At 63.8% G+C, this 23,143-nt stretch carries 33 protein-coding genes and 1 pseudogene; 32 read left to right on the plus strand and 2 right to left on the minus strand.

The genetic code is table 11. The features are described 5' to 3' along the window. Positions 1–16 precede the first annotated feature (16 nt). The 32 genes and pseudogenes from fusA to ABIA40_RS07730 all read left to right on the plus strand — a co-directional run bounded on the left by fusA (position 17) and on the right by ABIA40_RS07730 (position 20,637). Positions 17–2,089 (plus strand): elongation factor G, encoded by a 2,073-nt coding sequence (fusA, locus tag ABIA40_RS07575; RefSeq protein ID WP_036027596.1) that lies wholly within the window; start codon positions 17–19, stop codon positions 2,087–2,089. A 40-nt stretch (positions 2,090–2,129) separates the two neighbouring features. Beyond that, positions 2,130–3,320 (plus strand): elongation factor Tu, encoded by a 1,191-nt coding sequence (gene tuf, locus ABIA40_RS07580; RefSeq protein WP_025036994.1) that lies wholly within the window; start codon positions 2,130–2,132, stop codon positions 3,318–3,320. 81 nt (positions 3,321–3,401) lie between these two features. Then, positions 3,402–3,711: pseudogene (rpsJ, locus tag ABIA40_RS07585) on the plus strand (30S ribosomal protein S10). 52 nt (positions 3,712–3,763) lie between these two features. After that, on the plus strand, positions 3,764–4,477 hold the full coding sequence (gene rplC / locus ABIA40_RS07590; RefSeq protein WP_271544514.1) for a 50S ribosomal protein L3: 714 nt from the start codon (positions 3,764–3,766) through the stop codon (positions 4,475–4,477). Position 4,478: 1 nt separating this feature from the next. Beyond that, positions 4,479–5,099: a 50S ribosomal protein L4 gene (rplD, locus tag ABIA40_RS07595; protein ID WP_018647243.1), complete on the plus strand. Its 621-nt coding sequence runs from the start codon at positions 4,479–4,481 to the stop codon at positions 5,097–5,099. After that, positions 5,096–5,398: a 50S ribosomal protein L23 gene (locus ABIA40_RS07600; RefSeq protein WP_025036992.1), complete on the plus strand. Its 303-nt coding sequence runs from the start codon at positions 5,096–5,098 to the stop codon at positions 5,396–5,398. Before rplD ends, ABIA40_RS07600 begins: the two co-directional genes overlap by 4 nt. 12 nt (positions 5,399–5,410) lie before the next feature. Next, a complete protein-coding gene (rplB, locus tag ABIA40_RS07605; RefSeq protein WP_024342450.1) occupies positions 5,411–6,244 on the plus strand; it encodes a 50S ribosomal protein L2 in 834 nt (277 codons plus the stop codon). A gap of 12 nt (positions 6,245–6,256) precedes the next feature. Further along, entirely contained in the window at positions 6,257–6,535 is a 279-nt protein-coding gene (rpsS, locus tag ABIA40_RS07610; RefSeq protein ID WP_008136357.1) for a 30S ribosomal protein S19, read from the plus strand. A gap of 10 nt (positions 6,536–6,545) precedes the next feature. Next, entirely contained in the window at positions 6,546–6,932 is a 387-nt protein-coding gene (rplV, locus tag ABIA40_RS07615) for a 50S ribosomal protein L22 (RefSeq protein WP_008549264.1), read from the plus strand. Positions 6,933–6,949: 17 nt separating this feature from the next. After that, positions 6,950–7,675, plus strand: a complete 726-nt coding sequence (gene rpsC, locus ABIA40_RS07620) for a 30S ribosomal protein S3 (protein ID WP_036011029.1) — start codon at positions 6,950–6,952, stop codon at positions 7,673–7,675. A gap of 30 nt (positions 7,676–7,705) precedes the next feature. Then, complete coding sequence (gene rplP, locus ABIA40_RS07625) at positions 7,706–8,119, plus strand: 50S ribosomal protein L16 (protein WP_008136349.1); 414 nt, start codon at positions 7,706–7,708, stop codon at positions 8,117–8,119. Positions 8,120–8,124: 5 nt separating this feature from the next. Then, a complete protein-coding gene (rpmC, locus tag ABIA40_RS07630) occupies positions 8,125–8,331 on the plus strand; it encodes a 50S ribosomal protein L29 (RefSeq protein ID WP_025036989.1) in 207 nt (68 codons plus the stop codon). 13 nt (positions 8,332–8,344) lie between these two features. Next, a complete protein-coding gene (rpsQ, locus tag ABIA40_RS07635; protein WP_024342452.1) occupies positions 8,345–8,593 on the plus strand; it encodes a 30S ribosomal protein S17 in 249 nt (82 codons plus the stop codon). Positions 8,594–8,677: 84 nt separating this feature from the next. Next, complete coding sequence (rplN, locus tag ABIA40_RS07640; RefSeq protein WP_007603030.1) at positions 8,678–9,046, plus strand: 50S ribosomal protein L14; 369 nt, start codon at positions 8,678–8,680, stop codon at positions 9,044–9,046. Then, positions 9,046–9,360: a 50S ribosomal protein L24 gene (gene rplX, locus ABIA40_RS07645; protein ID WP_011088142.1), complete on the plus strand. Its 315-nt coding sequence runs from the start codon at positions 9,046–9,048 to the stop codon at positions 9,358–9,360. The genes rplN and rplX overlap by 1 nt, the downstream gene beginning before the upstream one ends. Beyond that, complete coding sequence (gene rplE / locus ABIA40_RS07650; protein ID WP_025036988.1) at positions 9,353–9,910, plus strand: 50S ribosomal protein L5; 558 nt, start codon at positions 9,353–9,355, stop codon at positions 9,908–9,910. Before rplX ends, rplE begins: the two co-directional genes overlap by 8 nt. Before the next feature lie 46 nt (positions 9,911–9,956). Then, on the plus strand, positions 9,957–10,262 hold the full coding sequence (rpsN, locus tag ABIA40_RS07655; RefSeq protein WP_028137018.1) for a 30S ribosomal protein S14: 306 nt from the start codon (positions 9,957–9,959) through the stop codon (positions 10,260–10,262). Positions 10,263–10,276: 14 nt separating this feature from the next. Continuing rightward, a complete protein-coding gene (gene rpsH, locus ABIA40_RS07660; RefSeq protein ID WP_024342456.1) occupies positions 10,277–10,675 on the plus strand; it encodes a 30S ribosomal protein S8 in 399 nt (132 codons plus the stop codon). A 16-nt stretch (positions 10,676–10,691) separates the two neighbouring features. Continuing rightward, complete coding sequence (gene rplF, locus ABIA40_RS07665) at positions 10,692–11,225, plus strand: 50S ribosomal protein L6 (RefSeq protein ID WP_028177973.1); 534 nt, start codon at positions 10,692–10,694, stop codon at positions 11,223–11,225. A gap of 11 nt (positions 11,226–11,236) precedes the next feature. Then, positions 11,237–11,599: a 50S ribosomal protein L18 gene (gene rplR, locus ABIA40_RS07670; protein WP_024342458.1), complete on the plus strand. Its 363-nt coding sequence runs from the start codon at positions 11,237–11,239 to the stop codon at positions 11,597–11,599. Between the two features lie 47 nt (positions 11,600–11,646). Continuing rightward, a complete protein-coding gene (gene rpsE, locus ABIA40_RS07675) occupies positions 11,647–12,243 on the plus strand; it encodes a 30S ribosomal protein S5 (protein WP_014494507.1) in 597 nt (198 codons plus the stop codon). 25 nt (positions 12,244–12,268) lie between these two features. Next, positions 12,269–12,463 carry a 50S ribosomal protein L30 gene (rpmD, locus tag ABIA40_RS07680; RefSeq protein WP_025036984.1) on the plus strand — a complete coding sequence of 65 codons (195 nt, stop codon included), beginning with the start codon at positions 12,269–12,271 and terminating at the stop codon, positions 12,461–12,463. 75 nt (positions 12,464–12,538) lie between these two features. Further along, entirely contained in the window at positions 12,539–13,024 is a 486-nt protein-coding gene (rplO, locus tag ABIA40_RS07685) for a 50S ribosomal protein L15 (protein WP_036011044.1), read from the plus strand. 148 nt (positions 13,025–13,172) lie between these two features. Then, positions 13,173–14,504 carry a preprotein translocase subunit SecY gene (gene secY / locus ABIA40_RS07690; RefSeq protein WP_157280554.1) on the plus strand — a complete coding sequence of 444 codons (1,332 nt, stop codon included), beginning with the start codon at positions 13,173–13,175 and terminating at the stop codon, positions 14,502–14,504. Beyond that, positions 14,501–15,712 (plus strand): preprotein translocase subunit SecY, encoded by a 1,212-nt coding sequence (locus ABIA40_RS07695; RefSeq protein ID WP_404540308.1) that lies wholly within the window; start codon positions 14,501–14,503, stop codon positions 15,710–15,712. The genes secY and ABIA40_RS07695 overlap by 4 nt, the downstream gene beginning before the upstream one ends. Beyond that, positions 15,709–16,566 carry an adenylate kinase gene (locus tag ABIA40_RS07700; protein ID WP_275498945.1) on the plus strand — a complete coding sequence of 286 codons (858 nt, stop codon included), beginning with the start codon at positions 15,709–15,711 and terminating at the stop codon, positions 16,564–16,566. The genes ABIA40_RS07695 and ABIA40_RS07700 overlap by 4 nt, the downstream gene beginning before the upstream one ends. 187 nt (positions 16,567–16,753) lie before the next feature. Continuing rightward, a complete protein-coding gene (gene rpsM, locus ABIA40_RS07705) occupies positions 16,754–17,122 on the plus strand; it encodes a 30S ribosomal protein S13 (protein ID WP_008549231.1) in 369 nt (122 codons plus the stop codon). 131 nt (positions 17,123–17,253) lie between these two features. After that, positions 17,254–17,643, plus strand: a complete 390-nt coding sequence (rpsK, locus tag ABIA40_RS07710) for a 30S ribosomal protein S11 (RefSeq protein WP_007603045.1) — start codon at positions 17,254–17,256, stop codon at positions 17,641–17,643. Positions 17,644–17,757: 114 nt separating this feature from the next. Continuing rightward, positions 17,758–18,789 (plus strand): DNA-directed RNA polymerase subunit alpha, encoded by a 1,032-nt coding sequence (locus ABIA40_RS07715; protein ID WP_029674561.1) that lies wholly within the window; start codon positions 17,758–17,760, stop codon positions 18,787–18,789. A 148-nt stretch (positions 18,790–18,937) separates the two neighbouring features. Next, entirely contained in the window at positions 18,938–19,354 is a 417-nt protein-coding gene (gene rplQ / locus ABIA40_RS07720) for a 50S ribosomal protein L17 (RefSeq protein ID WP_025036979.1), read from the plus strand. Positions 19,355–19,542: 188 nt separating this feature from the next. Further along, complete coding sequence (locus ABIA40_RS07725; protein WP_157280551.1) at positions 19,543–20,331, plus strand: SDR family NAD(P)-dependent oxidoreductase; 789 nt, start codon at positions 19,543–19,545, stop codon at positions 20,329–20,331. 9 nt (positions 20,332–20,340) lie between these two features. Continuing rightward, the gene (locus ABIA40_RS07730) at positions 20,341–20,637 is read left to right on the plus strand and encodes a DUF1330 domain-containing protein (RefSeq protein ID WP_157280550.1); all 297 of its coding nucleotides are present in this window, start codon (positions 20,341–20,343) and stop codon (positions 20,635–20,637) included. Positions 20,638–20,645: 8 nt separating this feature from the next. Here the strand turns inward: ABIA40_RS07730 and ABIA40_RS07735 are convergent, their stop codons facing one another. Both ABIA40_RS07735 and ABIA40_RS07740 read right to left on the minus strand, forming a co-directional pair. Then, on the minus strand, positions 20,646–21,623 hold the full coding sequence (locus ABIA40_RS07735; RefSeq protein ID WP_404540313.1) for a Bug family tripartite tricarboxylate transporter substrate binding protein: 978 nt from the start codon (positions 21,621–21,623) through the stop codon (positions 20,646–20,648). Between the two features lie 25 nt (positions 21,624–21,648). Beyond that, the gene (locus ABIA40_RS07740) at positions 21,649–23,142 is read right to left on the minus strand and encodes an amidase (protein ID WP_404540316.1); all 1,494 of its coding nucleotides are present in this window, start codon (positions 23,140–23,142) and stop codon (positions 21,649–21,651) included. Position 23,143: the final 1 nt, after the last annotated feature.

The raw sequence follows: 23,143 nt of genomic DNA on the forward strand, positions 1-23,143 counted from the left end.
TCGCAAGGAACACCCTATGCCCCGCCAACATGCCATCGAGGACTACCGTAACTTCGGTATCATGGCGCATATCGACGCCGGCAAGACCACGACGACCGAGCGCATCCTCTATTACACCGGCAAGAGCCACAAGATCGGCGAAGTGCACGAAGGTGCCGCGACGATGGACTGGATGGAGCAGGAGCAGGAGCGTGGCATCACGATCACCTCGGCTGCGACCACCGCGTTCTGGAACGGCAAGCGCCTGAACATCATCGACACTCCCGGTCACGTCGACTTCACCATCGAAGTCGAGCGTTCGCTCCGCGTGCTCGACGGCGCCGTCTGCGTGCTCGACTCCAACCAGGGCGTCGAGCCTCAGACCGAGACCGTCTGGCGCCAGGGCGACAAGTACAAGGTTCCGCGCATCGTCTTCGCCAACAAGATGGACAAGATCGGTGCCGACTTCTTCAAGTGTCTGGCGGACATCGTCGACCGTCTGGGCGCCAAGCCCGTCGCGATCCAGCTTCCGATCGGTGCCGAGAACAACTTCAAGGGTCTCGTCGACCTCGTGAAGATGAAGGGCGTCGTCTGGAACGATGAATCGCTCGGCGCCAAGTTCGATTATGTCGATATTCCGGAAGACCTTGCCGACCAGGCCAAGGAATACCGCGAGAAGATGGTGGAAGCCGCCGTCGAGCTCGACGACGATGCCATGGCCGCCTATCTCGACGGCAAGGAGCCGGACGAGGCGACCCTGAAGCGCCTGATCCGCAAGGCGGTGCTGACTGGCGCGTTTTATCCCGTGCTGTGCGGCTCGGCCTTCAAGAACAAGGGTGTGCAGCCGCTGCTCGACGCCGTGGTCGACTATCTGCCGTCGCCGCTCGACGTGCCCGCGATCAAGGGCACCGACGACAAGGGCAACGAGGTCGTGCGCAAGGCGGACGACAAGGAGCCGCTGGCGCTGCTCGCGTTCAAAATCATGGACGACCCGTTCGTCGGCACCATCACCTTCTGCCGCATCTATTCCGGCATTCTGCAGAGCGGCACCGGCGTCGTGAACTCGACCCGCGAGAAGAAGGAGCGGATCGGGCGCATGCTGTTGATGCATGCGAACAACCGCGAGGACATCAAGGAAGCCTATGCTGGCGACATCGTCGCGTTGGCCGGCCTGAAGGAAGCGCGCACCGGTGACACGCTGTGCGATCCCGACAAGCAGGTGATCCTGGAGAAGATGGAATTCCCCGAGCCGGTCATCGAGATCGCGATCGAGCCGAAGTCCAAGGCCGACCAGGAGAAGCTGGGCGTGGCGCTGGCCAAGCTCGCCGCGGAGGATCCGTCCTTCCGCGTGTCGACCGACCACGAGTCCGGCCAGACCATCCTCAAGGGCATGGGCGAACTCCACCTCGACATCAAGGTCGACATCCTCAAGCGCACCTACAAGGTCGACGCCAACATCGGCGCGCCGCAGGTGGCGTTCCGTGAGCGCATCACCAAGCGGGTCGAGCACAGCTACACCCACAAGAAGCAGACCGGCGGTACTGGCCAGTTTGCGGCCGTGTCGTTCATCGTCGAGCCGAACGAAGCCGGCAAGGGCTTCGAGTTCGAATCGAAGATCGTCGGTGGCGCGGTGCCGAAGGAATACATCCCGGGCGTCGAGAAGGGCCTGGAGAGCGTGCTGTCGTCCGGCGTGGTCGCGGGCTTCCCCGTGGTCGACGTCAAGGTGCAGCTCGTCGACGGCAAGTATCACGACGTCGACTCGTCGGCGCTCGCCTTCGAAATCGCCTCGCGCGCCTGCTTCCGCGAAGCGCTGCAGATGGGCAAGTCGGTCCTGCTCGAGCCGATCATGAAGGTCGAGGTGGTGACCCCGGAAGACTACACCGGCTCGGTCATCGGCGACCTGAATTCCCGGCGCGGTCAGATCCAGGGTCAGGACATGCGCGGCAACGCCAACGTCATCAACGCGATGGTGCCGCTCATGAACATGTTCGGTTACGTGAACAATCTGCGCTCGATGAGCCAGGGTCGCGCGACCTTCACCATGCAGTTCGATCACTACGCAGAAGCGCCGGCCAACGTGTCGGCAGAAGTCCAGAAGAAGTTTGCCTGATTGTCGTCGGTTGAAAGCTGACGATTGAACGGAGAGTCAAATGGCCAAAGCAAAGTTTGAACGTACCAAGCCGCACTGCAACATCGGCACCATCGGTCACGTCGACCATGGCAAGACGTCGCTGACCGCGGCGATCACCAAGGTTCTCGCCGAAGCCGGCGGTGCGACGTTCACCGCGTACGACCAGATCGACAAGGCGCCGGAAGAGAAGGCCCGCGGCATCACCATCTCGACCGCGCACGTCGAGTACGAGACGCCGAACCGCCACTACGCCCACGTCGACTGCCCCGGCCACGCCGACTACGTCAAGAACATGATCACCGGCGCTGCCCAGATGGACGGCGCGATCCTGGTTGTGTCGGCCGCTGACGGCCCGATGCCGCAGACCCGCGAGCACATCCTGCTCGCCCGCCAGGTCGGCGTGCCCGCGCTCGTCGTGTTCCTCAACAAGTGCGACATGGTCGACGATCCGGAGCTGCTCGAGCTCGTCGAGCTCGAAGTCCGCGAGCTGCTCTCCAAGTACGAATTCCCCGGCGACAAGATCCCGATTATCAAGGGTTCGGCGCTCGCCGCTCTCGAAGACTCCGACAAGAAGCTCGGCCACGACGCCATCCTCGAGCTGATGAAGAACGTCGACGAGTACATCCCGCAGCCGGAGCGTCCGATCGACCAGCCGTTCCTGATGCCGGTTGAAGACGTGTTCTCGATCTCGGGCCGCGGCACCGTCGTGACCGGCCGTGTCGAGCGCGGCGTCGTCAAGGTCGGCGAGGAAATCGAGATCGTCGGTCTCCGCGCCACCCAGAAGACCACCGTCACCGGCGTCGAAATGTTCCGCAAGCTGCTCGATCAGGGCCAGGCCGGCGACAACATCGGCGCGCTGCTCCGCGGCACCAAGCGCGAGGACGTCGAGCGCGGCCAGGTTCTGGCCAAGCCCGGTTCGGTCAAGCCGCACACCAAGTTCAAGGCTGAGGCCTACATCCTCACCAAGGAAGAGGGCGGTCGCCACACCCCGTTCTTCACCAACTACCGTCCGCAGTTCTACTTCCGCACCACCGACGTGACCGGTGTCGTGCACCTGCCGGAAGGCACCGAGATGGTGATGCCGGGCGACAACATCGCGATGGAAGTGCACCTGATTGTGCCGATCGCGATGGAAGAGAAGCTCCGCTTCGCGATCCGCGAAGGCGGCCGCACCGTCGGCGCCGGCGTCGTCGCCTCGATCATCGAGTAACAACGCGAATAGGGAATGGCGAGTGGCGAATAGTTTCTATTCGCTATTCGCTACTCGCCACTCACTAAGAAAGATTCGGCAATGAACGGCCAAAACATTCGTATCCGTCTCAAGGCGTTCGACCATCGTATCCTCGATACGTCGACCCGTGAGATCGTGAACACGGCGAAGCGCACCGGGCGCGCAGGTCCGCGGACCCATTCCGCTGCCCACCCGCATCGAGAAGTTCACCGTCAACCGTTCGCCCCACGTCGACAAGAAGAGCCGCGAACAGTTCGAGATGCGCACTCACAAGCGCCTGCTCGACATCGTCGATCCGACCCCGCAGACCGTCGACGCTTTGATGAAGCTCGACTTGGCCGCCGGTGTCGACGTCGAGATCAAGCTCTAAGATTTTGGATCCCGTTCGCCAAAAGCGGACAAAGAGAACAGGAAGCAAGCCGATGCGCTCCGGAGTGATCGCACAAAAGGTCGGGATGACGCGGGTCTTCACGGAGGCCGGCGAACATATCCCCGTGACCGTGCTGAAGCTCGGCAATTGCCAGGTCGTAGGCCACCGCACCGAAGAGAAGAACGGTTACGTCGCGCTCCAGCTCGGTTCTGGCAGCCGCAAGACCGTTTACATGCCGAAGGCCGAGCGCGGCCAGTTCGCGGTCGCCAAGGTCGAGCCGAAGCGCCGGGTCGAGGAATTCCGCGTCACCGCGGACGCCATGATCCCGGTCGGCGCCGAGATCCTGGCCGACCACTTCGTCGTCGGCCAGTTCGTCGACGTCACCGGCACCTCGGTCGGTAAGGGCTTCGCCGGCGGCATGAAGCGCTGGAACTTCGGCGGTCTGCGCGCCACGCACGGTGTGTCGATCTCGCACCGCTCGATCGGTTCGACCGGTGGCCGCCAGGACCCCGGCAAGACCTGGAAGAACAAGAAGATGCCCGGCCACATGGGTGTCGACCGCATCACCACGCTCAACCTTCGCGTCGTCCAGACCGATGTCGAGCGCGGCCTGATCCTCGTCGAAGGCGCCGTTCCAGGCTCCAAGGGCGGCTGGATCCGCGTGCGCGACGCCGTCAAGAAGCCGCTGCCGAAGGAAGCCCCGAAGCCCGGCAAGTTCAAGGTTGCTGGCGACGCGGAAGCCGCTCCGGCTGCGCAGGAGGCGTGAGATGGAATTGAAGGTCACCACCCTCGAAGGTAAGGAAGCCGGCTCCGTCCAGCTGTCCGACGCCATTTTCGGCCTCGAGCCGCGCGAGGACATCATCGCGCGCTGCGTGCAGTGGCAGCTCAACAAGCGCCAGGCCGGCACGCACAAGGCCAAGGGCCGCGCCGAGATCTGGCGCACCGGCAAGAAGATGTACAAGCAGAAGGGCACCGGCGGTGCTCGTCACGGCTCGGCCCGCGTGCCGCAGTTCCGCGGAGGCGGTCGTGCCTTCGGTCCGGTGGTGCGTTCGCACGCGACCGACCTGCCGAAGAAGGTTCGTGCGCTCGCTCTGAAGCACGCGCTCTCGGCCAAGGCCAAGGACGGCGATCTCGTCGTGATCGAGAAGGCCGCGCTGGAAGCCGCCAAGACCAAGGCGCTGCTCGGCCACTTCTCGGGCCTCGGCCTCACCAACGCGCTGATCATCGACGGTGCCGAGCTCAACAACGGCTTCGCCGCTGCGGCTCGCAACATCCCGAACATGGACGTGCTGCCGATCCAGGGCATCAACGTCTATGACATCCTGCGCCGTCAGAAGCTCGTTCTGACCAAGGCCGCCATCGATGCGCTGGAGGCGCGCTTCAAATGAGCAAGAACATCGAGCCTCGCCACTACGACGTGATCCTGTCGCCGGTCGTGACCGAAAAGGCGACGATCGCCTCGGAGCACAACAAGGTGCTGTTCAAGGTGGCCGCCAAGGCGACCAAGCCGCAGATCAAGGAAGCGATCGAGAAGCTGTTCGACGTCAAGGTCAAGAGCGTCAACACGCTGGTCCGCAAGGGCAAGGTCAAGGCCTTCCGCGGCACCATCGGCTCGCAGTCGAACAGCAAACGCGCGATCGTGACCCTCGAAGAGGGTCACCGGATCGACGTCACCACCGGTCTGTAAGGTCGTACGACGATGGCACTGAAGACATTCAATCCCACGACGCCGGGCCAGCGCCAGCTGGTCATGGTCGATCGTTCGGCTCTCTACAAGGGCAAGCCGGTCAAGGCGCTCACCGAGGGCAAGAAGTCCTCGGGCGGCCGCAACAACACCGGCCGCATCACCGTGCGCTTCCGCGGCGGTGGTCACAAGCAGACGCTGCGTACCGTCGACTTCAAGCGTGAGAAGATCGACGTGCCCGCGACCGTCGAGCGTCTCGAGTATGATCCCAATCGCACCGGTTTCATCGCCCTGATCAAGTATCAGGACGGCGAGCAGGCCTACATCCTGGCGCCGCAGCGCCTGGCGGTGGGCGACACGATCATCGCCGGCAATTACGTCGACGTGAAGCCGGGCAACGTCATGCCGCTCGGCAACATGCCGGTCGGCACGATCATCCACAACATCGAGGTCAAGATCGGCAAGGGCGGCCAGCTGGCGCGCTCTGCCGGTACCTACGCCCAGCTCGTTGGCCGTGACCAGGACTACGTCATCATCCGCCTGAACTCGGGCGAGCAGCGCCTGGTGCACGGTCGTTGCCGCGGCACGATCGGCGCGGTGTCGAACCCGGATCACATGAACACCTCGATCGGCAAGGCCGGTCGCAAGCGTTGGATGGGCCGCAGGCCGCACAACCGCGGTGTTGCGATGAACCCGATCGACCATCCGCACGGCGGTGGTGAAGGTCGTACCTCGGGCGGCCGCCACCCGGTCACCCCGTGGGGCAAGCCGACCAAGGGCAAGAAGACCCGCACCAACAAGTCGACCAACAAATTCATTCTCCTAAGCCGCCACAAGCGGAAGAAGTAAGGAACGCCGGACATGGTTCGTTCAGTCTGGAAAGGCCCGTTCGTCGAGGGTTCTCTGCTCAAGAAGGCAGATGCCGCGCGCGCGTCCGGCCGTCACGACGTCATCAAGATCTGGAGCCGTCGCTCGACGATCCTGCCGCAATTCGTCGGCCTGACCTTCGGCGTCTACAACGGTCAGAAGCACGTGCCGGTGGCCGTGAATGAGGAAATGGTCGGTCACAAGTTCGGCGAGTTCTCGCCGACCCGGACCTTCCATGGCCACTCCGGCGACAAGAAAGCCAAGAAGGCTTGAGGATTAAACGATGAGCAAACCTAAGCGCGAACGGAGCCTCGCCGACAACGAGGCCAAGGCGGTCGCCCGGATGCTGCGGGTGAGCCCGCAGAAGCTCAACCTGGTCGCCCAGCTCATTCGCGGCCGGAAGGCGTCTGCCGCGCTCGCCGACCTGCAGTTTTCGCGCAAGCGGATCGCGGTCGACGTGAAGAAGTGCCTGGAATCGGCGATCGCCAACGCCGAGAACAACCACGACCTCGACGTCGACGATCTCGTCGTGGCGCAGGCCTTTGTCGGCAACGGCCTCGTGATGAAGCGCTTCGCCGCCCGCGGCCGCGGCCGCTCGGGCCGTGTCTACAAACCGTTTTCGCAGCTGACGATCATCGTTCGTCAGGTCGAAGCTGAAGCCGCCGCTTAAGGGCGCAGGAGAACACGATGGGTCAAAAGATCAATCCGATCGGTCTGCGTCTCGGCATCAACCGGACCTGGGATTCCCGCTGGTTCGCCGGCAAGCAGGAATACGGCAAGCTGCTGCACGAGGACGTCAAGATCCGCGAGATCCTGCATAAGGAGCTCAAGCAGGCGGCCGTCGCCCGCATCGTGATCGAGCGTCCGCACAAGAAGTGCCGCGTCACGATCCACTCGGCCCGTCCGGGCGTGGTGATCGGCAAGAAGGGCGCCGACATCGACAAGCTGCGCAAGAGGGTCGCGGACATCACCTCGTCCGACGTCGTCATCAACATCGTCGAGATCCGCAAGCCGGAGCTCGATGCGACGCTGGTGGCCGAATCGATCGCGCAGCAGCTCGAGCGCCGCGTGGCGTTCCGCCGTGCCATGAAGCGCGCCGTGCAGTCGGCGATGCGTCTCGGCGCGGAGGGCATCCGCATCAACTGCTCGGGACGTCTGGGCGGTGCGGAAATCGCGCGCATGGAGTGGTACCGCGAAGGCCGCGTGCCGCTGCACACGCTGCGTGCCGACATCGACTACGGCGTTGCGACCGCGTTCACGACCTTCGGCACCTGCGGCGTCAAGGTCTGGATCTTCAAGGGCGAGATCCTCGAGCACGATCCGATGGCCCAGGACAAGAGAATGGCCGAAGGCGAGACCGGCGGCAGTGGCGATCGCGGTGGCCGTCAGCGCCGCGAGACGGCCGCTGCCTAAGGCCAGACAGGAATTTGAGGGCTTAAAGCCATGATGCAACCTAAGAAAACGAAGTTCCGGAAGGCGCATAAGGGCCGCATCCACGGCGTTGCGTCTTCGGGCGCGACGTTGGCGTTCGGCCAGTTCGGCCTGAAGGCGACCGAGCCTGAGCGCGTCACCGCGCGCCAGATCGAAGCCGCCCGCCGCGCGCTGACCCGCCACATGAAGCGCGCCGGCCGCGTCTGGATCCGCGTGTTCCCCGACGTTCCGGTGTCGAAGAAGCCGGCCGAAGTTCGCATGGGCTCCGGCAAGGGTTCGCCGGAATTGTGGGTCGCGCGCGTCAAGCCGGGCCGGGTGCTGTTCGAGATCGACGGCGTCAACACCCAGACGGCGCGTGAGGCGCTGACCCTGGCGGCCGCCAAGCTGCCGATCAAGACGCGCTTCGTCGAGCGCATTGCGGAGTAATGGCCATGGCACAGATGAAGATCGAAGACATCCGCGCGATGAGCCCCGACCAGCAGGATGAGGCCATCCTGAACCTGAAGAAGGAGCGCTTCAACCTGCGCTTCCAGCGCGCCACCGGGCAGCTCGAGAACACCTCGCGCCTGCGCGAGGCCCGCCGTGACATCGCCCGGATCAAGACCATCGCCGCGCAGACGCGCGCGAAGAAGAAGTAAGAGGCTTACGAAGATGCCGAAACGTACTTTGCAGGGCGTGGTCGTCAGCGACAAGCAAGCCAAGACCATCGTGGTGCGCGTCGACCGCCGCTTCACGCACCCGATCTACAAGAAGACGATCCGCCGTTCGAAGAACTACCACGCGCACGACGAGAGCAACCAGTTCAAGCCGGGCGACATGGTGTGGATCGAGGAAACGAAGCCGATTTCGAAGTTGAAGCGCTGGGTCGTGATCCGGGGCGAACACAAGAAAAGCGCCTGATCTGTTGGCTTTAGCCGACTGACTTCAGGGAAATGTTGAGCGCCGGCTGGGCTGGCGCAAAGAGAAAGAGGACGAGGTGCATCAATGATTCAGATGCAGACCAACCTCGACGTGGCCGACAATTCTGGCGCACGCCGTGTCATGTGTATCAAGGTGCTCGGAGGCTCCAAGCGCCGCTACGCCACGATCGGCGACATCATCGTCGTGTCGATCAAGGAAGCCATTCCGCGTGGCAAGGTGAAGAAGGGCGACGTGATGAAGGCCGTCGTGGTGCGCGTCCGCAAGGACATCCGCCGCGCCGACGGCTCGGTCATCCGTTTCGACCGCAACGCCGCCGTGCTGATCAACAACCAGTCCGAGCCGGTCGGCACCCGTATCTTCGGGCCGGTGCCGCGCGAGCTGCGCGCCAAGAACCACATGAAGATCATCTCGCTCGCGCCGGAGGTGCTGTGATGGCTGCGAAGATCCGCAAGGGCGACAAGGTCGTCGTGCTGACCGGCCGCGACAAGGGCCGCACCGGCGAAGTGTTCGAGGTTCGCCCCGACGCCGGCACTGCGCTGGTGCGTGGCATCAACATGGTCAAGCGTCACCAGAAGCAGACGCAGGCCCAGGAGGGCGGCATCATCTCGAAAGAGGCGCCGATCCAACTGTCCAACATCGCGTATGTCGGTAAGGACGGGAAGCCGACCCGCGTCGGATTCAAGATTCTGGCGGACGGCAAGAAGGTCCGCATCGCCAAGAGCTCGGGAGCTGAGATCGATGGCTGAGGCCGCTTACACGCCGCGCCTGCGCGCGGAATATGACGCGAAGATCCGCACGGCTCTGACCGAGAAGTTCGGTTACGAGAACGTCATGCAGGTTCCGCGCCTGGACAAGGTCGTGCTGAACATGGGCGTTGGCGATTCCGTCAACGACCGCAAGAAGGCCGAGACCGCCGCCGCCGAATTGACCCAGATCGCCGGCCAGAAGGCGATCGTGACCTATTCGCGCATTGCGATCGCGACCTTCAAGCTGCGTGAGAACCAGCCGATCGGCTGCAAGGTCACGCTGCGCAAGGCCCGCATGTACGAGTTCATCGATCGCCTGGTGAACGTCGCGTTGCCGCGCGTGCGCGACTTCCGCGGTCTGAACCCGAAGAGCTTCGACGGCCGCGGCAACTACTCGCTCGGCATCAAGGAGCACATCATTTTCCCCGAGATCGACTTCGACAAGGTCACGGAAGCCCGCGGTATGGACATCACCGTCTGCACCACGGCCAAGACCGACGAAGAGGCGAGGGCCTTGTTGACCGCTTTCAATTTCCCGTTCCGGCAGTGAGACGCTGACTTAGAGCCTCTCAAACGCGGATACCCAGGAGCCAAGCATGGCAAAGAAGAGTTCAGTCGAGAAGAACAACCGGCGCAAGCGGATGGTGAAGAACGCCGCCGCCAAGCGCGAGCGGTTGAAGGCGATCATCGCCGACAAGACGCTGCCGATGGAGGAGCGGTTCGCCGCGACCCTGAAGCTGGCGGAAATGCCGCGCAACTCGTCGGCGACCCGCATCCGCCTGCGTTGCGAGCTGTCGGGCCGCCCGCGCTCGAACTATCGCAAGAACAAGCTGTCCCGTATCGCGCTGCGCGAACTTGGCTCCAAGGGCATGGTCCCGGGCCTCGTGAAGTCCAGCTGGTAAGGAGGGTCGTTTAGATGTCTACGCACGATCCAATCAGCGATCTGATCACCCGTATCCGCAACGCGCAGATGCGTTCGAAGACCAAGGTCTCCACGCCCGGCTCGAAGATGCGCGAGAACGTGCTCGAGGTTCTGAAGGCCGAGGGCTACATCCGCGGTTACGCCACGCTCGAGCACTCCTCGGGCCGCAGCGAGATCGAGATCGAGCTGAAGTATTTCGACGGCGAGCCCGTCATCCGCGAGATTGAGCGCGTTTCCAAGCCCGGGCGCAGAGTCTACGCCTCGGTGAAGAACCTGCCGCGGGTGAACAACGGTCTCGGCATTTCGGTGTTGTCGACGCCGAAGGGGATCATGGCCGACCACAGCGCGCGCGACGCGAATGTGGGCGGTGAAGTCCTCTTCACGGTGTTCTGAGAAGGATTTTCGATCCATGTCACGTGTTGGCAAAAAGCCTGTGACGGTGCCGTCGGGCGTTACCGCGACCGTCGACGGCCAGACCGTCAAGATGAAGGGGCCGAAGGGCCAGCTTCAGTTCATCGTCCACGACGACGTCGAGGTGAAGCTCGAGAACGGCCAGGTCAAGGTCAAGCCGCGGACCGAGACCAACCGCGCGCGGGCGCTGTACGGCACCGCTCGCGCCCAGGTCGCGAATCTGGTCGAAGGCGTCACCAAGGGCTTCGAGAAGAAGCTCGAGATCACCGGCGTCGGCTATCGCGCCGCGATGCAGGGCAAGAACCTGCAGCTCGCGCTCGGCTACAGCCATGACGTGATCTATCCGATCCCCGAGGGGATCACGATCACCGTCCCGAAGCCGACCGAGATCACGGTGGCTGGCAGCGACGTCCAGCGCGTCGGCCAGGTCGCCGCCGAGATCCGCTCCTATCGTCCGCCGGAGCCCTACAAGGGCAAGGGCGTGAAGTATGTGGGCGAATTCATCTTCCGCAAGGAAGGCAAGAAGAAGTAACGGAGCCGGTCATGTCGAAAGCCAAGGTTACGAATGCCCGGCGCAAGCGGAGTGTGCGGCTGAAGCTGCGCCGTTCCGCCGGCGGCCGTCCGCGCCTGTCGGTGTTCCGCTCGTCCAAGCACATCTACGCCCAGGTCATCGACGACCTGAAGGGCGAGACGCTGGCCTCTGCCTCATCGCTCGAGAAGTCGATGCGCGACGGCGGCAAGACCGGCGCCGACATCGATGCGGCGAAGGCGGTCGGCAAGCTGCTGGCTGAGCGCGCTGCAGAGAAGGGTGTCAAGGAAGTCGTGTTCGATCGCGGCAGCTATCTCTATCACGGGCGCGTCAAGGCTCTTGCCGATGCAGCGCGTGAGAGTGGGCTGAGCTTCTAACAGAATTTGAGGATTGGGGCGTAAGCCTCTGAAGGATTGGAAAAACCATGGCAGCTGAACGCGAACAACGTGGTGGACGCGATCAACGCGGCGGCGGACGTGAACGCAGGGAGCGCGAGGAGCGCGACAGCGAGTTCGTCGACAAGCTCGTCCACATCAACCGCGTGGCCAAGGTCGTCAAGGGCGGCAAGCGCTTCGGTTTCGCAGCGCTGGTCGTGATCGGCGACCAGAAGGGCCGCGCCGGCTTCGGTCACGGCAAGGCGCGCGAAGTGCCTGAGGCGATCCGCAAGGCGACCGAGTCCGCCAAGCGCAACCTGACGCGGGTGTCGCTGCGCGAGGGCCGCACGCTCCATCACGACATCGCCGGCCGTCATGGCGCGGGCCGTGTCTATCTGCGTGCAGCTCCCGCCGGTACCGGCATCATCGCCGGTGGCCCGATGCGCGCCGTGTTCGAGACGCTCGGCGTCCAGGACGTGGTGGCGAAGTCGATCGGCTCGTCGAACCCGTACAACATGGTGCGCGCGACTTTCGACGCGCTCAAGCACCAGGATTCGCCGCGTTCGGTCGCAGCCCGCCGCAACATCAAGGTGTCCACCCTCCAGTCCCGTCGTATCGGCGGCGATGCCGAGGCGGCCGCCGACTAACGGAAGCTTTTCGGAGTAGACTCCCATGGCCAAGGCCGCAAAGACGATCAAGGTCGAGCAGACCGGCAGCGCGATCCGCCGCCATCACTCGCAGCGTTCGACCCTGATCGGGCTCAAGCTCAACAAGATCGGCCGCACCAGCGAACTGCCGGATACCCCGGCGGTCCGCGGCATGATCGAGAAGGTTCACCATCTCGTCCGCATCATCGACGAGAAGTAAGCAAAGGCGCACGGTCCCGGAGAGCGGGAAGCGGTTTTCGGTGAAGATCGTGCGCAAGACACAAGGAGAAGGGCGATGAAGCTCAGCGATATCGCCGACAACGCCGGCTCGCGCAAGAAGCGTATGCGCGTCGGCCGCGGCATCGGTTCCGGCAAGGGCAAGCAGTCCGGCCGCGGCGGCAAGGGCCAGACCGCGCGCTCGGGCGTGCGCATCAAGGGTTTCGAAGGCGGCCAGATGCCGATGCATCGCCGTCTGCCCAAGCGCGGCTTCAACAACATCTTCCGCGTCGAGTTCGCCGAGATCAATCTCGACCGGCTCCAGGAAGCGGTCGACGCCAAGAAGATCGACGCCGGCAGCGTCGTCAACGTCGAGGCCCTGGTGAAGGGCGGCGTGCTGCGCCGCGCCAAGGGCGGCCTGCGGCTGCTCGGCCGAGGCGAGCTCAAGTCCAAGCTCAACATCGAAGTGCACGGCGCCAGCAAGACCGCGATCGCGGCGGTCGAGAAGGCCGGCGGCTCGGTGAAGATCCTCGCCCAGCCCAAGGAAGAAGGCGAGGCGGCGTAACAACTGCGTCATTGGCCCGCGGCGCGCGGGCCTTTACGCATGCGGGACGTGGACTTATCGAAGCCGAGCCCCAGATAATGTCCGGCGTCCGCTAAACTAGCCCGGCCGCGGGCATGACGGCGCAACAGGCGGCGGGAGAAAGTCCAAGATGGTCTCTGCAGCGGAACAACTGGCAGCCAATCTCAATTTCGGCGCGTTTGCCAAGGCCGACGAACTGAAGAAGCGCATCTGGTTCACCCTGGGTGCGCTGCTCGTTTATCGGCTCGGGACCTATATCCCGCTGCCGGGCATCGATCCCAACATCTGGGAGCAGGTGTTCCGCTCCCAGGCGGGCGGCATCCTCGGCATGTTCAACATGTTCGCCGGCGGCGGCATCCACCGCATGGCGATCTTCGCGCTGAACATCATGCCGTACATCTCGGCCTCGATCATCATCCAGCTCCTCACCACCGTCTCGCCGCAGCTCGAGGCGCTGAAGAAGGAAGGCGAGGCGGGCCGCAAGACGCTCAACCAGTACACGCGCTATCTGACCGTCATCCTGGCCGCATTCCAGTCCTACGGCATCGCCGTCGGCCTCGAAGGTGCCGGCAACGTCGTCAGCGAGCCCGGCATGTTCTTCCGCCTGTCCACGGCGATCACGCTGACCGGCGGCACCATGTTCCTGATGTGGCTCGGCGAGCAGATCACCTCGCGCGGCATCGGCAACGGCATCTCGCTGATCATTCTCGCCGGCATCGTCGCCGAGTTGCCCGCGGCGCTCGCCGGCATGCTCGAGCTTGGCCGTCAGGGCGCGATGTCGACCGGCCTGATCCTGGTCGTCATCATCATGGCCGTCGTCGTGATCGCCTTCATCGTCTTCATGGAGCGCGCCCAGCGCCGCCTCTTGATCCAGTATCCGAAGCGCCAGGTCGGCAACAAGATGTTCGAGGGCCAGTCCTCGCATCTGCCGCTCAAGCTCAACACGTCCGGCGTGATCCCGCCGATCTTCGCATCCTCGCTGCTCCTCTTGCCGACGACGGTTGCGAACTTCAACACGGGCAGCGGGCCGGAATGGTTCCAGTGGATCACCACCCAGCTCGGCCATGGCCGTCCGCTGTTCCTGATCATGTATCTGGCGCTGATCGTGTTCTTCGCCTTCTTCTACACCGCGATCGTGTTCAACCCGACCGAGACCGCGGACAATCTGAAGAAGCATGGCGGCTTCATTCCCGGCATTCGCCCGGGCGAACGCACCGCGGAATACATCGACTACGTGCTGTCGCGCATCACCGTGCTGGGTGCGATTTATCTCGCCATCGTCTGCTTGATCCCGGAAATCCTGATCTCCTACGCCTCGGTGCCGTTCTATTTCGGCGGCACCTCGCTGCTGATCGTCGTCAGCGTCACCATGGACACGGTGGCGCAGGTGCAAGGCTATCTGCTGGCGCACCAGTATGAAGGTCTGATCCGCAAGTCCAAGCTGCGAGGCCGCCGTAGATGAGCAGGGAGCTCGCGCGCCGTATCGCTTTCACGATCGGCGCGCTGCTCCTTTTCAGGCTCGGTACGCAGATCCCGATTGCGGGACTGAATCTCCCCGCCGTCTCGCCGACGCTGGATATCGTCTCCCGGCTTTCGATCTTTGCGCTCGGCCTCATTCCCTATCTGACTGCGGCAATCCTCATCCGGCTGCTGGCCGTGGTGTGGCGCGGCCCGAATTCGCTCGAACGGTCCGGCGAGGGCGGACGGCGTAAGGTCGCGCGTGCCACGCTCGGGCTTACACTCGGAATTGCGGCCTTCCAGGCCTACGGCATCGCCTCGGCACTGACGTCGATCCCGGGCCTCGTCAAAAATCCCGACGGCTGGTTCGTGACGACGGCTACGGCCTCGATGGTCGGCGGCGTCTTCGTGCTGGTGTGGCTCAGCGAACAGATGACCCGCTACGGCATTGGCAATGGCTTGGCGCTGATCTTGAGTGCCGGCTTCATCGTCGCCATTCCGCAAAACATTGGCGGTATCGCGGATCTCGTGCGGAGCGGGACGATCTCGGGCAATCTTGTGCTCGGCCATGTCGTGTTCTGGATCGCGATCGTCGTCGTGATCGTGCTTGTCGAAGGTGCGCGGCGAGATATCCGGGTCCAGTTCGCAGCACAAAGTGTCGGTACGCGGCAACTGCCTGTGCGCGATGCAATGCTGCCGATCAAGCTCAACAGCGCCGGGTTCGTGATTCCCGTCACCGTAGCGCCGTGGATATTCTATCTGCCGCTTGCCTTTGCGGGCTTCATCCTGGGAGGCGATCATCCCCTGGTTGCCGCAACCTACCGGCATCTCCAGCTGGGGCAGCCGGCGTACCTCATCCTCGTGTCGATCGCCGTGTTCGTGCTCGCCTTCGTCTACACTGCTTATGTGATCGATCCCGAATACACCGCCAAATCCCTGAGCCGCCACGAGGGCGCAATTCCCGGTGTCGCTCCCGGCGAGGCCACCGCGGACTATCTCGATCGCGTCGTGTCATTGACGACAGTCGTCGGAGCCGTCTACCTGACGGCGTTGCAGTTGATTCCGGAGGTGTTCGAGCTTTACGGGATCGGGCTGCCTTATAGTATGGTCGTCAATGGTGGTGCAGTGCTGGTTGTGGTTTGCACCGTTCTTGATATCAAAACGCAGGTGCGCGAGGTGTCGCTCACCAATCCGGGGGGCGTACGCCGATGAGAATTATACTTCTGGGACCGCCGGGGTCGGGCAAGGGGACCCAGGCCCAGCTCCTGGTGCAGCGCTATGGCATCGTCCAGCTCTCGACTGGCGAGATGCTGCGTGCCGCGGTTGCGGCCGGCACCCCGGTCGGGTTGAAGGCCAAGGAGATCATGGCGAGCGGCGGCCTCGTGCCCGATGACGTCGTGGTGGGAATCATTTCCGATCGCATCGAGCAACCGGACGCCAAGAGCGGTTTCATCCTCGACGGTTTCCCCCGCACCGTGCCGCAGGCCGAGGCGCTGGACGAACTGCTCAAGCGCAAGCACCTCAAGCTGGACGCCGTGATCGAGCTCCGGGTCAATGAGAGCGCGCTTCTGAGCCGCGTCGAGACCCGCGTCGCCCAGATGCGGGAGCGCGGCGAGGAGGTCCGGCTCGACGATACGCCGGAGGTCCTGACCAAGCGGCTGGCCAGCTATCGCAGCCAGACGGAACCGCTGATTCACTACTATTCCGAGCGGCGGAAGCTCTCGACCATCGACGGCATGATGACGATCGACGAGGTCACCCGCGCCATCCACCGCCAGCTGCTGGCTCTGGGGGCGGTCGAGCCCAAGACGCATGCTAGGAGCGCCGCCAAGGCGGCGCCGGCCAAAAAGGCCAAGGCGGGGAAGAAGGCGGCGGCAAGGCCGGCAAAAACGGCCAAAAAGGGCGCAAAATCGGTAAAAAAGGCCACGAAATCGGCGGTGAAAGGCCCAAAGAAGGCGGCCAAGAAAGCCACCAAGAAAACCGTCAAGAAAGCAGCCAAGAAGACGGTCAAAAAGGGTGCCAAAAAGGCCGCAAAAAAGGTCACGAAAAAGCGAGCCAAGCGCTAGCAGCGGTTGACGAAAGCCCCCGGAATCCCCTAATAAGCCCCGCATCCAAGTCGGATAGTTTCAGACGATGCCGGGCCCCAGGAAGACCGGGGGTGGGCGTCGTGTTCGCGTTTGTGAACACCTGCCCGAGAAAGCAAGCACTTAAAGCCCGATTCCTGACGAGGGATCGGCAACAGGAGAGAAGGCCGTGGCCCGTATTGCCGGCGTGAACATTCCCACCAACAAGCGCGTGCTGATCGCGCTCCAGTACATCCATGGCATCGGCCAGAAGATCGCTGGTGAGATCCTCGAGAAGGTGAAGATCCCCGTGGATCGTCGCGTCAATCAGCTCAGCGACGCCGAAGTGCTCCAGATCCGCGAAGTGATCGACCGCGACTATCTCGTCGAGGGCGACCTGCGTCGTGAGGTCGGCATCAACATCAAGCGTCTGATGGACCTCGGCTGTTATCGCGGCCTGCGTCATCGTCGCGGTCTGCCGGTGCGCGGTCAGCGGACCCACACCAATGCGCGCACGCGCAAGGGCCCGGCCAAGGCCATCGCCGGCAAGAAGAAGTAAACTGGCGAATTGGACGTGGCGAGTGGCGAGTAGGGGGCTTCCCTGTTCGCCACTCGCTACTCGCTATTCGCTTCCATAGGTGTAGCCGCTGGCATTACGGCGGCGTTTGAGATCTTCAGGAAAGGGACTCAATGGGCAAGGAAGCCACCCGCGTTCGTCGTCGTGAGCGCAAGAACATCGCCTCCGGCGTCGCGCATGTGAACTCGTCGTTCAACAACACGACCATCACCATCACCGACGCGCAGGGCAACACGATCGCCTGGTCTTCGGCCGGCACGATGGGCTTCAAGGGCTCGCGCAAGTCGACCCCGTATGCCGCGCAGGTCGCCGCCGAGGACGTCTCCAAGAAGGCGCAGGAGCACGGCATGCGCACGCTGGAAGTCGAGGTCGCCGGTCCCGGTTCGGGCCGCGAATCGGCGCTCCGCGCGCTCCAGGCCGCCGGCTTCACCGTCACCTCGATCCGCGACGTGACCACGATCCCGCACAACGGTTGCCGTCCCCGCAAGCGTCGGCGCGTTTGATTTTGACGAGCTGCGGGCGCGTCGGCGCCCGCGGCGACTTTGCAAGAAGCCGCGGGAATGATCTGCGGCCTTTCTCCAACGCCAGTATTTGCACCGTCAAATTGACTGGCCTGTATGGGTGAAACAGTGACGATCCAGAAAAATTGGCAAGAACTGATTCGGCCGAACAAGCTCCAGGTCACGCCCGGCAGCGATCCCTCGCGTTTCGCGACCATCGTCGCCGAGCCGCTCGAGCGTGGCTTCGGCCAGACCCTCGGCAATGCGCTGCGCCGCATCCTGCTCTCCTCGCTCCAGGGTGCGGCGGTGCAGTCGGTGCACATCGACGGCGTGCTGCACGAGTTCTCCTCCATCGCGGGCGTCCGTGAGGACGTCACCGACATCGTGCTCAACATCAAGGACATCTCGATCAAGATGCAGGGCGAAGGCCCCAAGCGCATGGTCGTGAAGAAGCAGGGCCCGGGTGTCGTCACCGCCGGCGACATCCAGACCGTCGGCGATGTGGTCGTGCTCAACCCCGATCTGCAGATCTGCACGCTCGACGAGGGCGCCGAGATCCGCATGGAGTTCACGGTCTCGACCGGCAAGGGCTACGTGCCCGCCGAGCGCAACCGTCCCGAGGACGCGCCGATCGGCCTGATCCCGGTCGACAGCCTGTACTCGCCGGTCCGCAAGGTCTCCTACAAGGTCGAGAACACCCGCGAGGGCCAGATCCTCGACTACGACAAGCTGACCATGACGATCGAGACCAACGGCGCGATCACGCCGGATGATTCGGTGGCCTACGCCGCCCGCATCCTGCAGGATCAGCTCAACGTGTTCGTCAACTTCGAAGAGCCGCGCAAGGAAGTCGCCCAGGAGATCATCCCGGACCTCGCCTTCAACCCGGCCTTCCTCAAGAAGGTGGACGAGCTCGAGCTGTCGGTGCGTTCGGCCAACTGCCTGAAGAACGACAACATCGTCTACATCGGCGACCTCGTGCAGAAGAGCGAAGCGGAAATGCTCCGCACCCCGAACTTCGGCCGCAAGTCGCTGAACGAGATCAAGGAAGTGCTGGCTCAGATGGGTCTGCACCTCGGCATGGAAGTGCCGGGCTGGCCGCCGGAGAACATCGACGAGCTCGCCAAGCGCTTCGAGGATCATTACTGAGCGAATGGCGAGGTGGGAGTGGCGAATAGGGGAAGAAGATCTATTCGCTACTCACCATTCGCCACTCGCAGCCTAGGGCGAACGCAGGAAGCCCACCTGAAAACCAGTCGCTGAACCACCGCGACACAATCGAAGAAGGACTACACACATGCGTCACGGCAAGGTTCATCGGAAGCTCAACCGCACGGCCGAGCACCGCAAGGCGATGTTCGCCAACATGGCGGCCGCGCTGATCAAGCACGAGCAGATCGTCACCACGCTGCCCAAGGCCAAGGAGCTTCGCCCGATCGTCGAGAAGCTCGTCACTCTCGGCAAGAAGGGCGGCCTGTCGCTGCGCCGTCAGGCCATCTCCGAGCTGCGCGACGTCGACATGGTCAAGAAGCTCTTCGATACGCTCGCGACCCGCTACAAGGACCGCCAGGGCGGCTACACCCGCATCATCAAGGCCGGCTTCCGCTACGGCGACAACGCCGCGATGGCCGTGATCGAGTTCGTCGATCGCGATGTCGATGCCAAGGGCCAGGATTCCGGCCCGGTGCAGGAGAAGGAAGCCGAGGCGGCGTAAGCCCGACCGGCGTGAAGTTTCAAAAGCGGCGTCTTCGACGCCGCTTTTTTGTTGGAACGGTCGGGTTGGCAAAGGCGCGCTCTTCGCGCGCCGTGCCCGGCATTCACGCTCCTCACGCGTCGGTGAGCCCTGATTGCGGCTGAAGGAGCCGCTTCCGATATCTCCATCCACATCCATGGAGATAACGCATGAAGATCGACCTTTCCGGCAAGACCGCCCTCGTCACCGGCTCGACGGCCGGCATCGGCCACGCCATCGCCAAGGGCCTCGCAGACTCCGGCGCCAGCGTCGTGATCAACGGCCGCAGCCAGGACAAGGTCGATGCGGCGGTGCGCAGGCTGGAAGGGACGGGCGCCAAGGTCCGCGGCATCGCGGCCGACGTCTCGACCGCGGCAGGCTGTAAGGCACTCGTAGCGGCGCTGCCCGAGGTCGACATCCTCATCAACAATGCCGGCATCTTCGAGCCCAAGGATTTCTTCGACATCCCCGACGAGGACTGGAGCCGATTCTTCGAGGTGAATGTGATGAGCGGCGTGCGCCTGTCGCGCGCGTACATGAAGGGCATGCTCGCGCGCAATTGGGGCCGCATCGTCTTCATCTCCTCGGAATCCGGGCTCAACATTCCCGTCGAGATGATCCACTACGGCATGACCAAGACGGCCCAGCTTTCGGTCGCGCGCGGCCTGGCGCAGCTCACCGCTGGCACCGGCGTCACCGTCAATTCCGTGCTGCCAGGCCCGACCATGTCGGAGGGCGTCGAGACGTTCGTCAAGGATCTCGCCAGGCAGAACGGCCAGTCCGTGGATGAAGCCGCCGCCAACTTCGTCAAGCAGCATCGCCCGAGCTCGCTGCTGCAGCGCTTCGCCAGCGTCGACGAGATCGCCAACATGGTGGTCTATGTCGCCTCGAAGGAGGCATCCGCCACAAACGGCGCAGCGCTGCGCGCGGAAGGCGGCATCGTCAACACGATCGCCTGAGAGATGCGCATGGCCGCCTATGTGATCTCGGAGGTCGAGGTGCGCGATCCCGCCGCATTCGAAGCCTATCGCGCGCTGGCTGCCAAGACGATCACGCAGTATGGCGGGCGTTATCTCGTCCGCGGCGGTCAGGCCGAGCTGCTGGAGGGCGGTCCACCACCCAACGCCATCGTCATCGCGGAGTTCCCGACGATGGCGCGGCTGAAGGAGTGGTACGCCTCCTCCGAGTATGCCGAAGCCCTGAAGCTGCGCGCGAGCGCACTGGAGCGCAGGCTGCTGCTTGTCGAAGGCGTATTGACGCCGTAGGCGATCGGCTACTCGTCCTTGATCCCTGCCTTCTGCGCGATCTCCTTCATCTTGGCCGTCTCCTTGGTCACCGCACCGGCCCAGTCGTCGAAGCGTGCGAAGCCGGGCTCGAAACCGACCTTGACGAAGCGCTCGGCAACCGAGGGGCTGTTGATGATCTCCTCCAGCGTCGCCGTGAGCTTGTCGCGAACCGGTGGCGGCAGCCCCTTGGGTGCGACCACCGCGCCCCATGACGAGAAGTCGATGGCGGGATAGCCGAGCTCTGCCAATGTCGGTACCTCGGGCAGGAATGGTGTGCGCTGGCTCGAGAACACGGCCATCACCTTGACGGCGCCGGCCTCGATTTGCGGTTTAACGGCGATCACGGTGTCGACATGGTATTGAATGTGCTTGCCGATGAGATCGTTCATGGCCGGCGCGCTGCCCTTGTAGGGCAGGTGGACCATCTTGATTCCGGCATTCGACTTGAACAACTCGCCGGCGAAATGCGACACCGTGGCGACGCCGAAGGAGGCCAGCGACAGCTTGTCCGGATTGGCCTTTGCCTCCGCGACCAGCGCGGGCAGATCCTTGACCGGATTGTCCTTGTAGGTGACCAGCGCCAGGGTGATCTTGCCGACCCGGCCGAGCGGTTCAAAATCCTTGGCCGCGTCGTAAGGAACGCTCTCCTTCACGGCGGCCGGCAAAGTGAAGCTCGAATTCGAGCTGAAGAACAGCGTGTATCCATCGGGCGCCGCGCGCGCGACCTCCTTGGCGGCGATCGTGGTGCCGCCGCCGGGACGGTTCATGATGATCACGGGCTTGCCGAGCCGCGCTTCGAGCTCGCCGCCGATGATGCGGGCCACCACGTCGGAGGCTCCGCCCGGCGGAAACGGGACGATCAATTGCAGGGATTTCTCGGGATAGGTCGATTGCGCGGTTGCTAGCGAGTTGACGCTGATCGAGCCGATGGCGGCGAGCGCGAGCGTCAGGAAGGTTGTTTTCATCGTGTCGTTTTTCCGCAGGTGAGGTTCAATCGAAGGCGAGAAATCCCGGCTTGCCCGCAATTGGCGGCTGTTTGGCAAGCCATGCAATGTCGGGAACGGGGCGGGCGGTGTCCGGATTGGCGGCAAGCACCGCTTCGATTTCGCGCGCGACCGCGAGCGTTAAGAGATCGCCGCCGCGCGGGCCGATCACCTGGATGCCGAACGGCAGGCCGGCCTCGTCCCGTCCGGCCGGGATTGCGACGGTGGGATGGCCGACATTGGTGACGGCATAGGCGAGCGCGAGCCAGTGGAAATAGCTCTTGGTCGGCCGGCCGTCGATCTCGGCTGGATAGAGCTCCGACCACGGCCGTGGGCTGATGGTGACCGCAGGCGCGAGAATGAAATCGTGATCCGCGAAGAAGGTCTGCCAGCGCCGGTAAAGGTCGGTCTGCATCGAGAGCGCACGCGCCACGTCGGCAGCGGAATAGCCGAGCCCCTCCGCAACATTGTCGCGAACGTTGGGCCCGACCTTGTCCGGAAACTTCTCCACGAGCTCGCGGTGGCGGCCGAGGAATGCGACGGCGCGCAGGATGCTGAACACCTCGTCGGCGCCGGTGCAATCAGGATGGGTCCATTCGACTCCGCGAAATACAGTTTCGAACGAAGTGAGCTTCTGCGCGAAGGCGCGGGCGACCGCCCCCTCGGTCGGCGCAAAGCCGAAATCGGTGGTCGCAGCAATGCGGAGCGCGGAGAGATCGACGCGCAGCGGATTGCGATAGAGCACTGGCGAAGGCGCACCGCCGGCATGAAGGATCGCCGATAATGGATCGCGGGCGTCACGATCCAGCATGCAGGACAGCATGAGGCAAGCGTCCGACACGGTTCTCGCCATCGGTCCGAGTTGCGAGATCTGCAGCCAGGCCATGTTGCGGCTGTTGCTGGCGATCAGTCCTGGCGAGGGCCGGAATCCGACCACGCCGCAAAAGGATGCCGGATTCCGTACCGAGCCGCCGGTATCGGATCCGGTCGCGAGCGACACCATCCCAGTGGCGAGTGCGACGGCCGATCCACCCGACGAACCGGCGGCGGATCGATTGGGATCGAAGGGATTGCCGGTCGCGCCATAGACGGCGTTGCGCGTATTGCCTCCGGCGCCCCATTCCGGCACGTTCGTCTTGCCGATGACGATCGCGCCCTCGCGCTTGAGCATCGCGACGATGGCCTCGTCCTGCGAGGCGACATTGTCCGCGAACAGCACGCTGCCGAAGCTGGTCGGCAATTCTTCGGCGTCGATCAGGTCTTTGACACCGAGCGGCAACCCGTGCACGGCGCCGAGGGTGTCACCGCGCATCACGGCGGCCTCGCGCTCGCGCGCCGACTTGCGCGCGGTTTCGAACGAGCGCGCAACGACGGCGTTGACCGCCGGATCGACCGCTTCGATGCGGCGGATGCAGCTATCCGTGAGCTCGACGGGGGATAGCTTGCGTTGGCCGATCAGCGCGCGTGCCGCGACCGCCGAAAGGTCGCATGGTTCGGTCATC

Origin of the sequence: Bradyrhizobium sp. USDA 223 (assembly GCF_044909005.1) — a bacterium.
Lineage (GTDB): Bacteria > Pseudomonadota > Alphaproteobacteria > Rhizobiales > Xanthobacteraceae > Bradyrhizobium > Bradyrhizobium yuanmingense.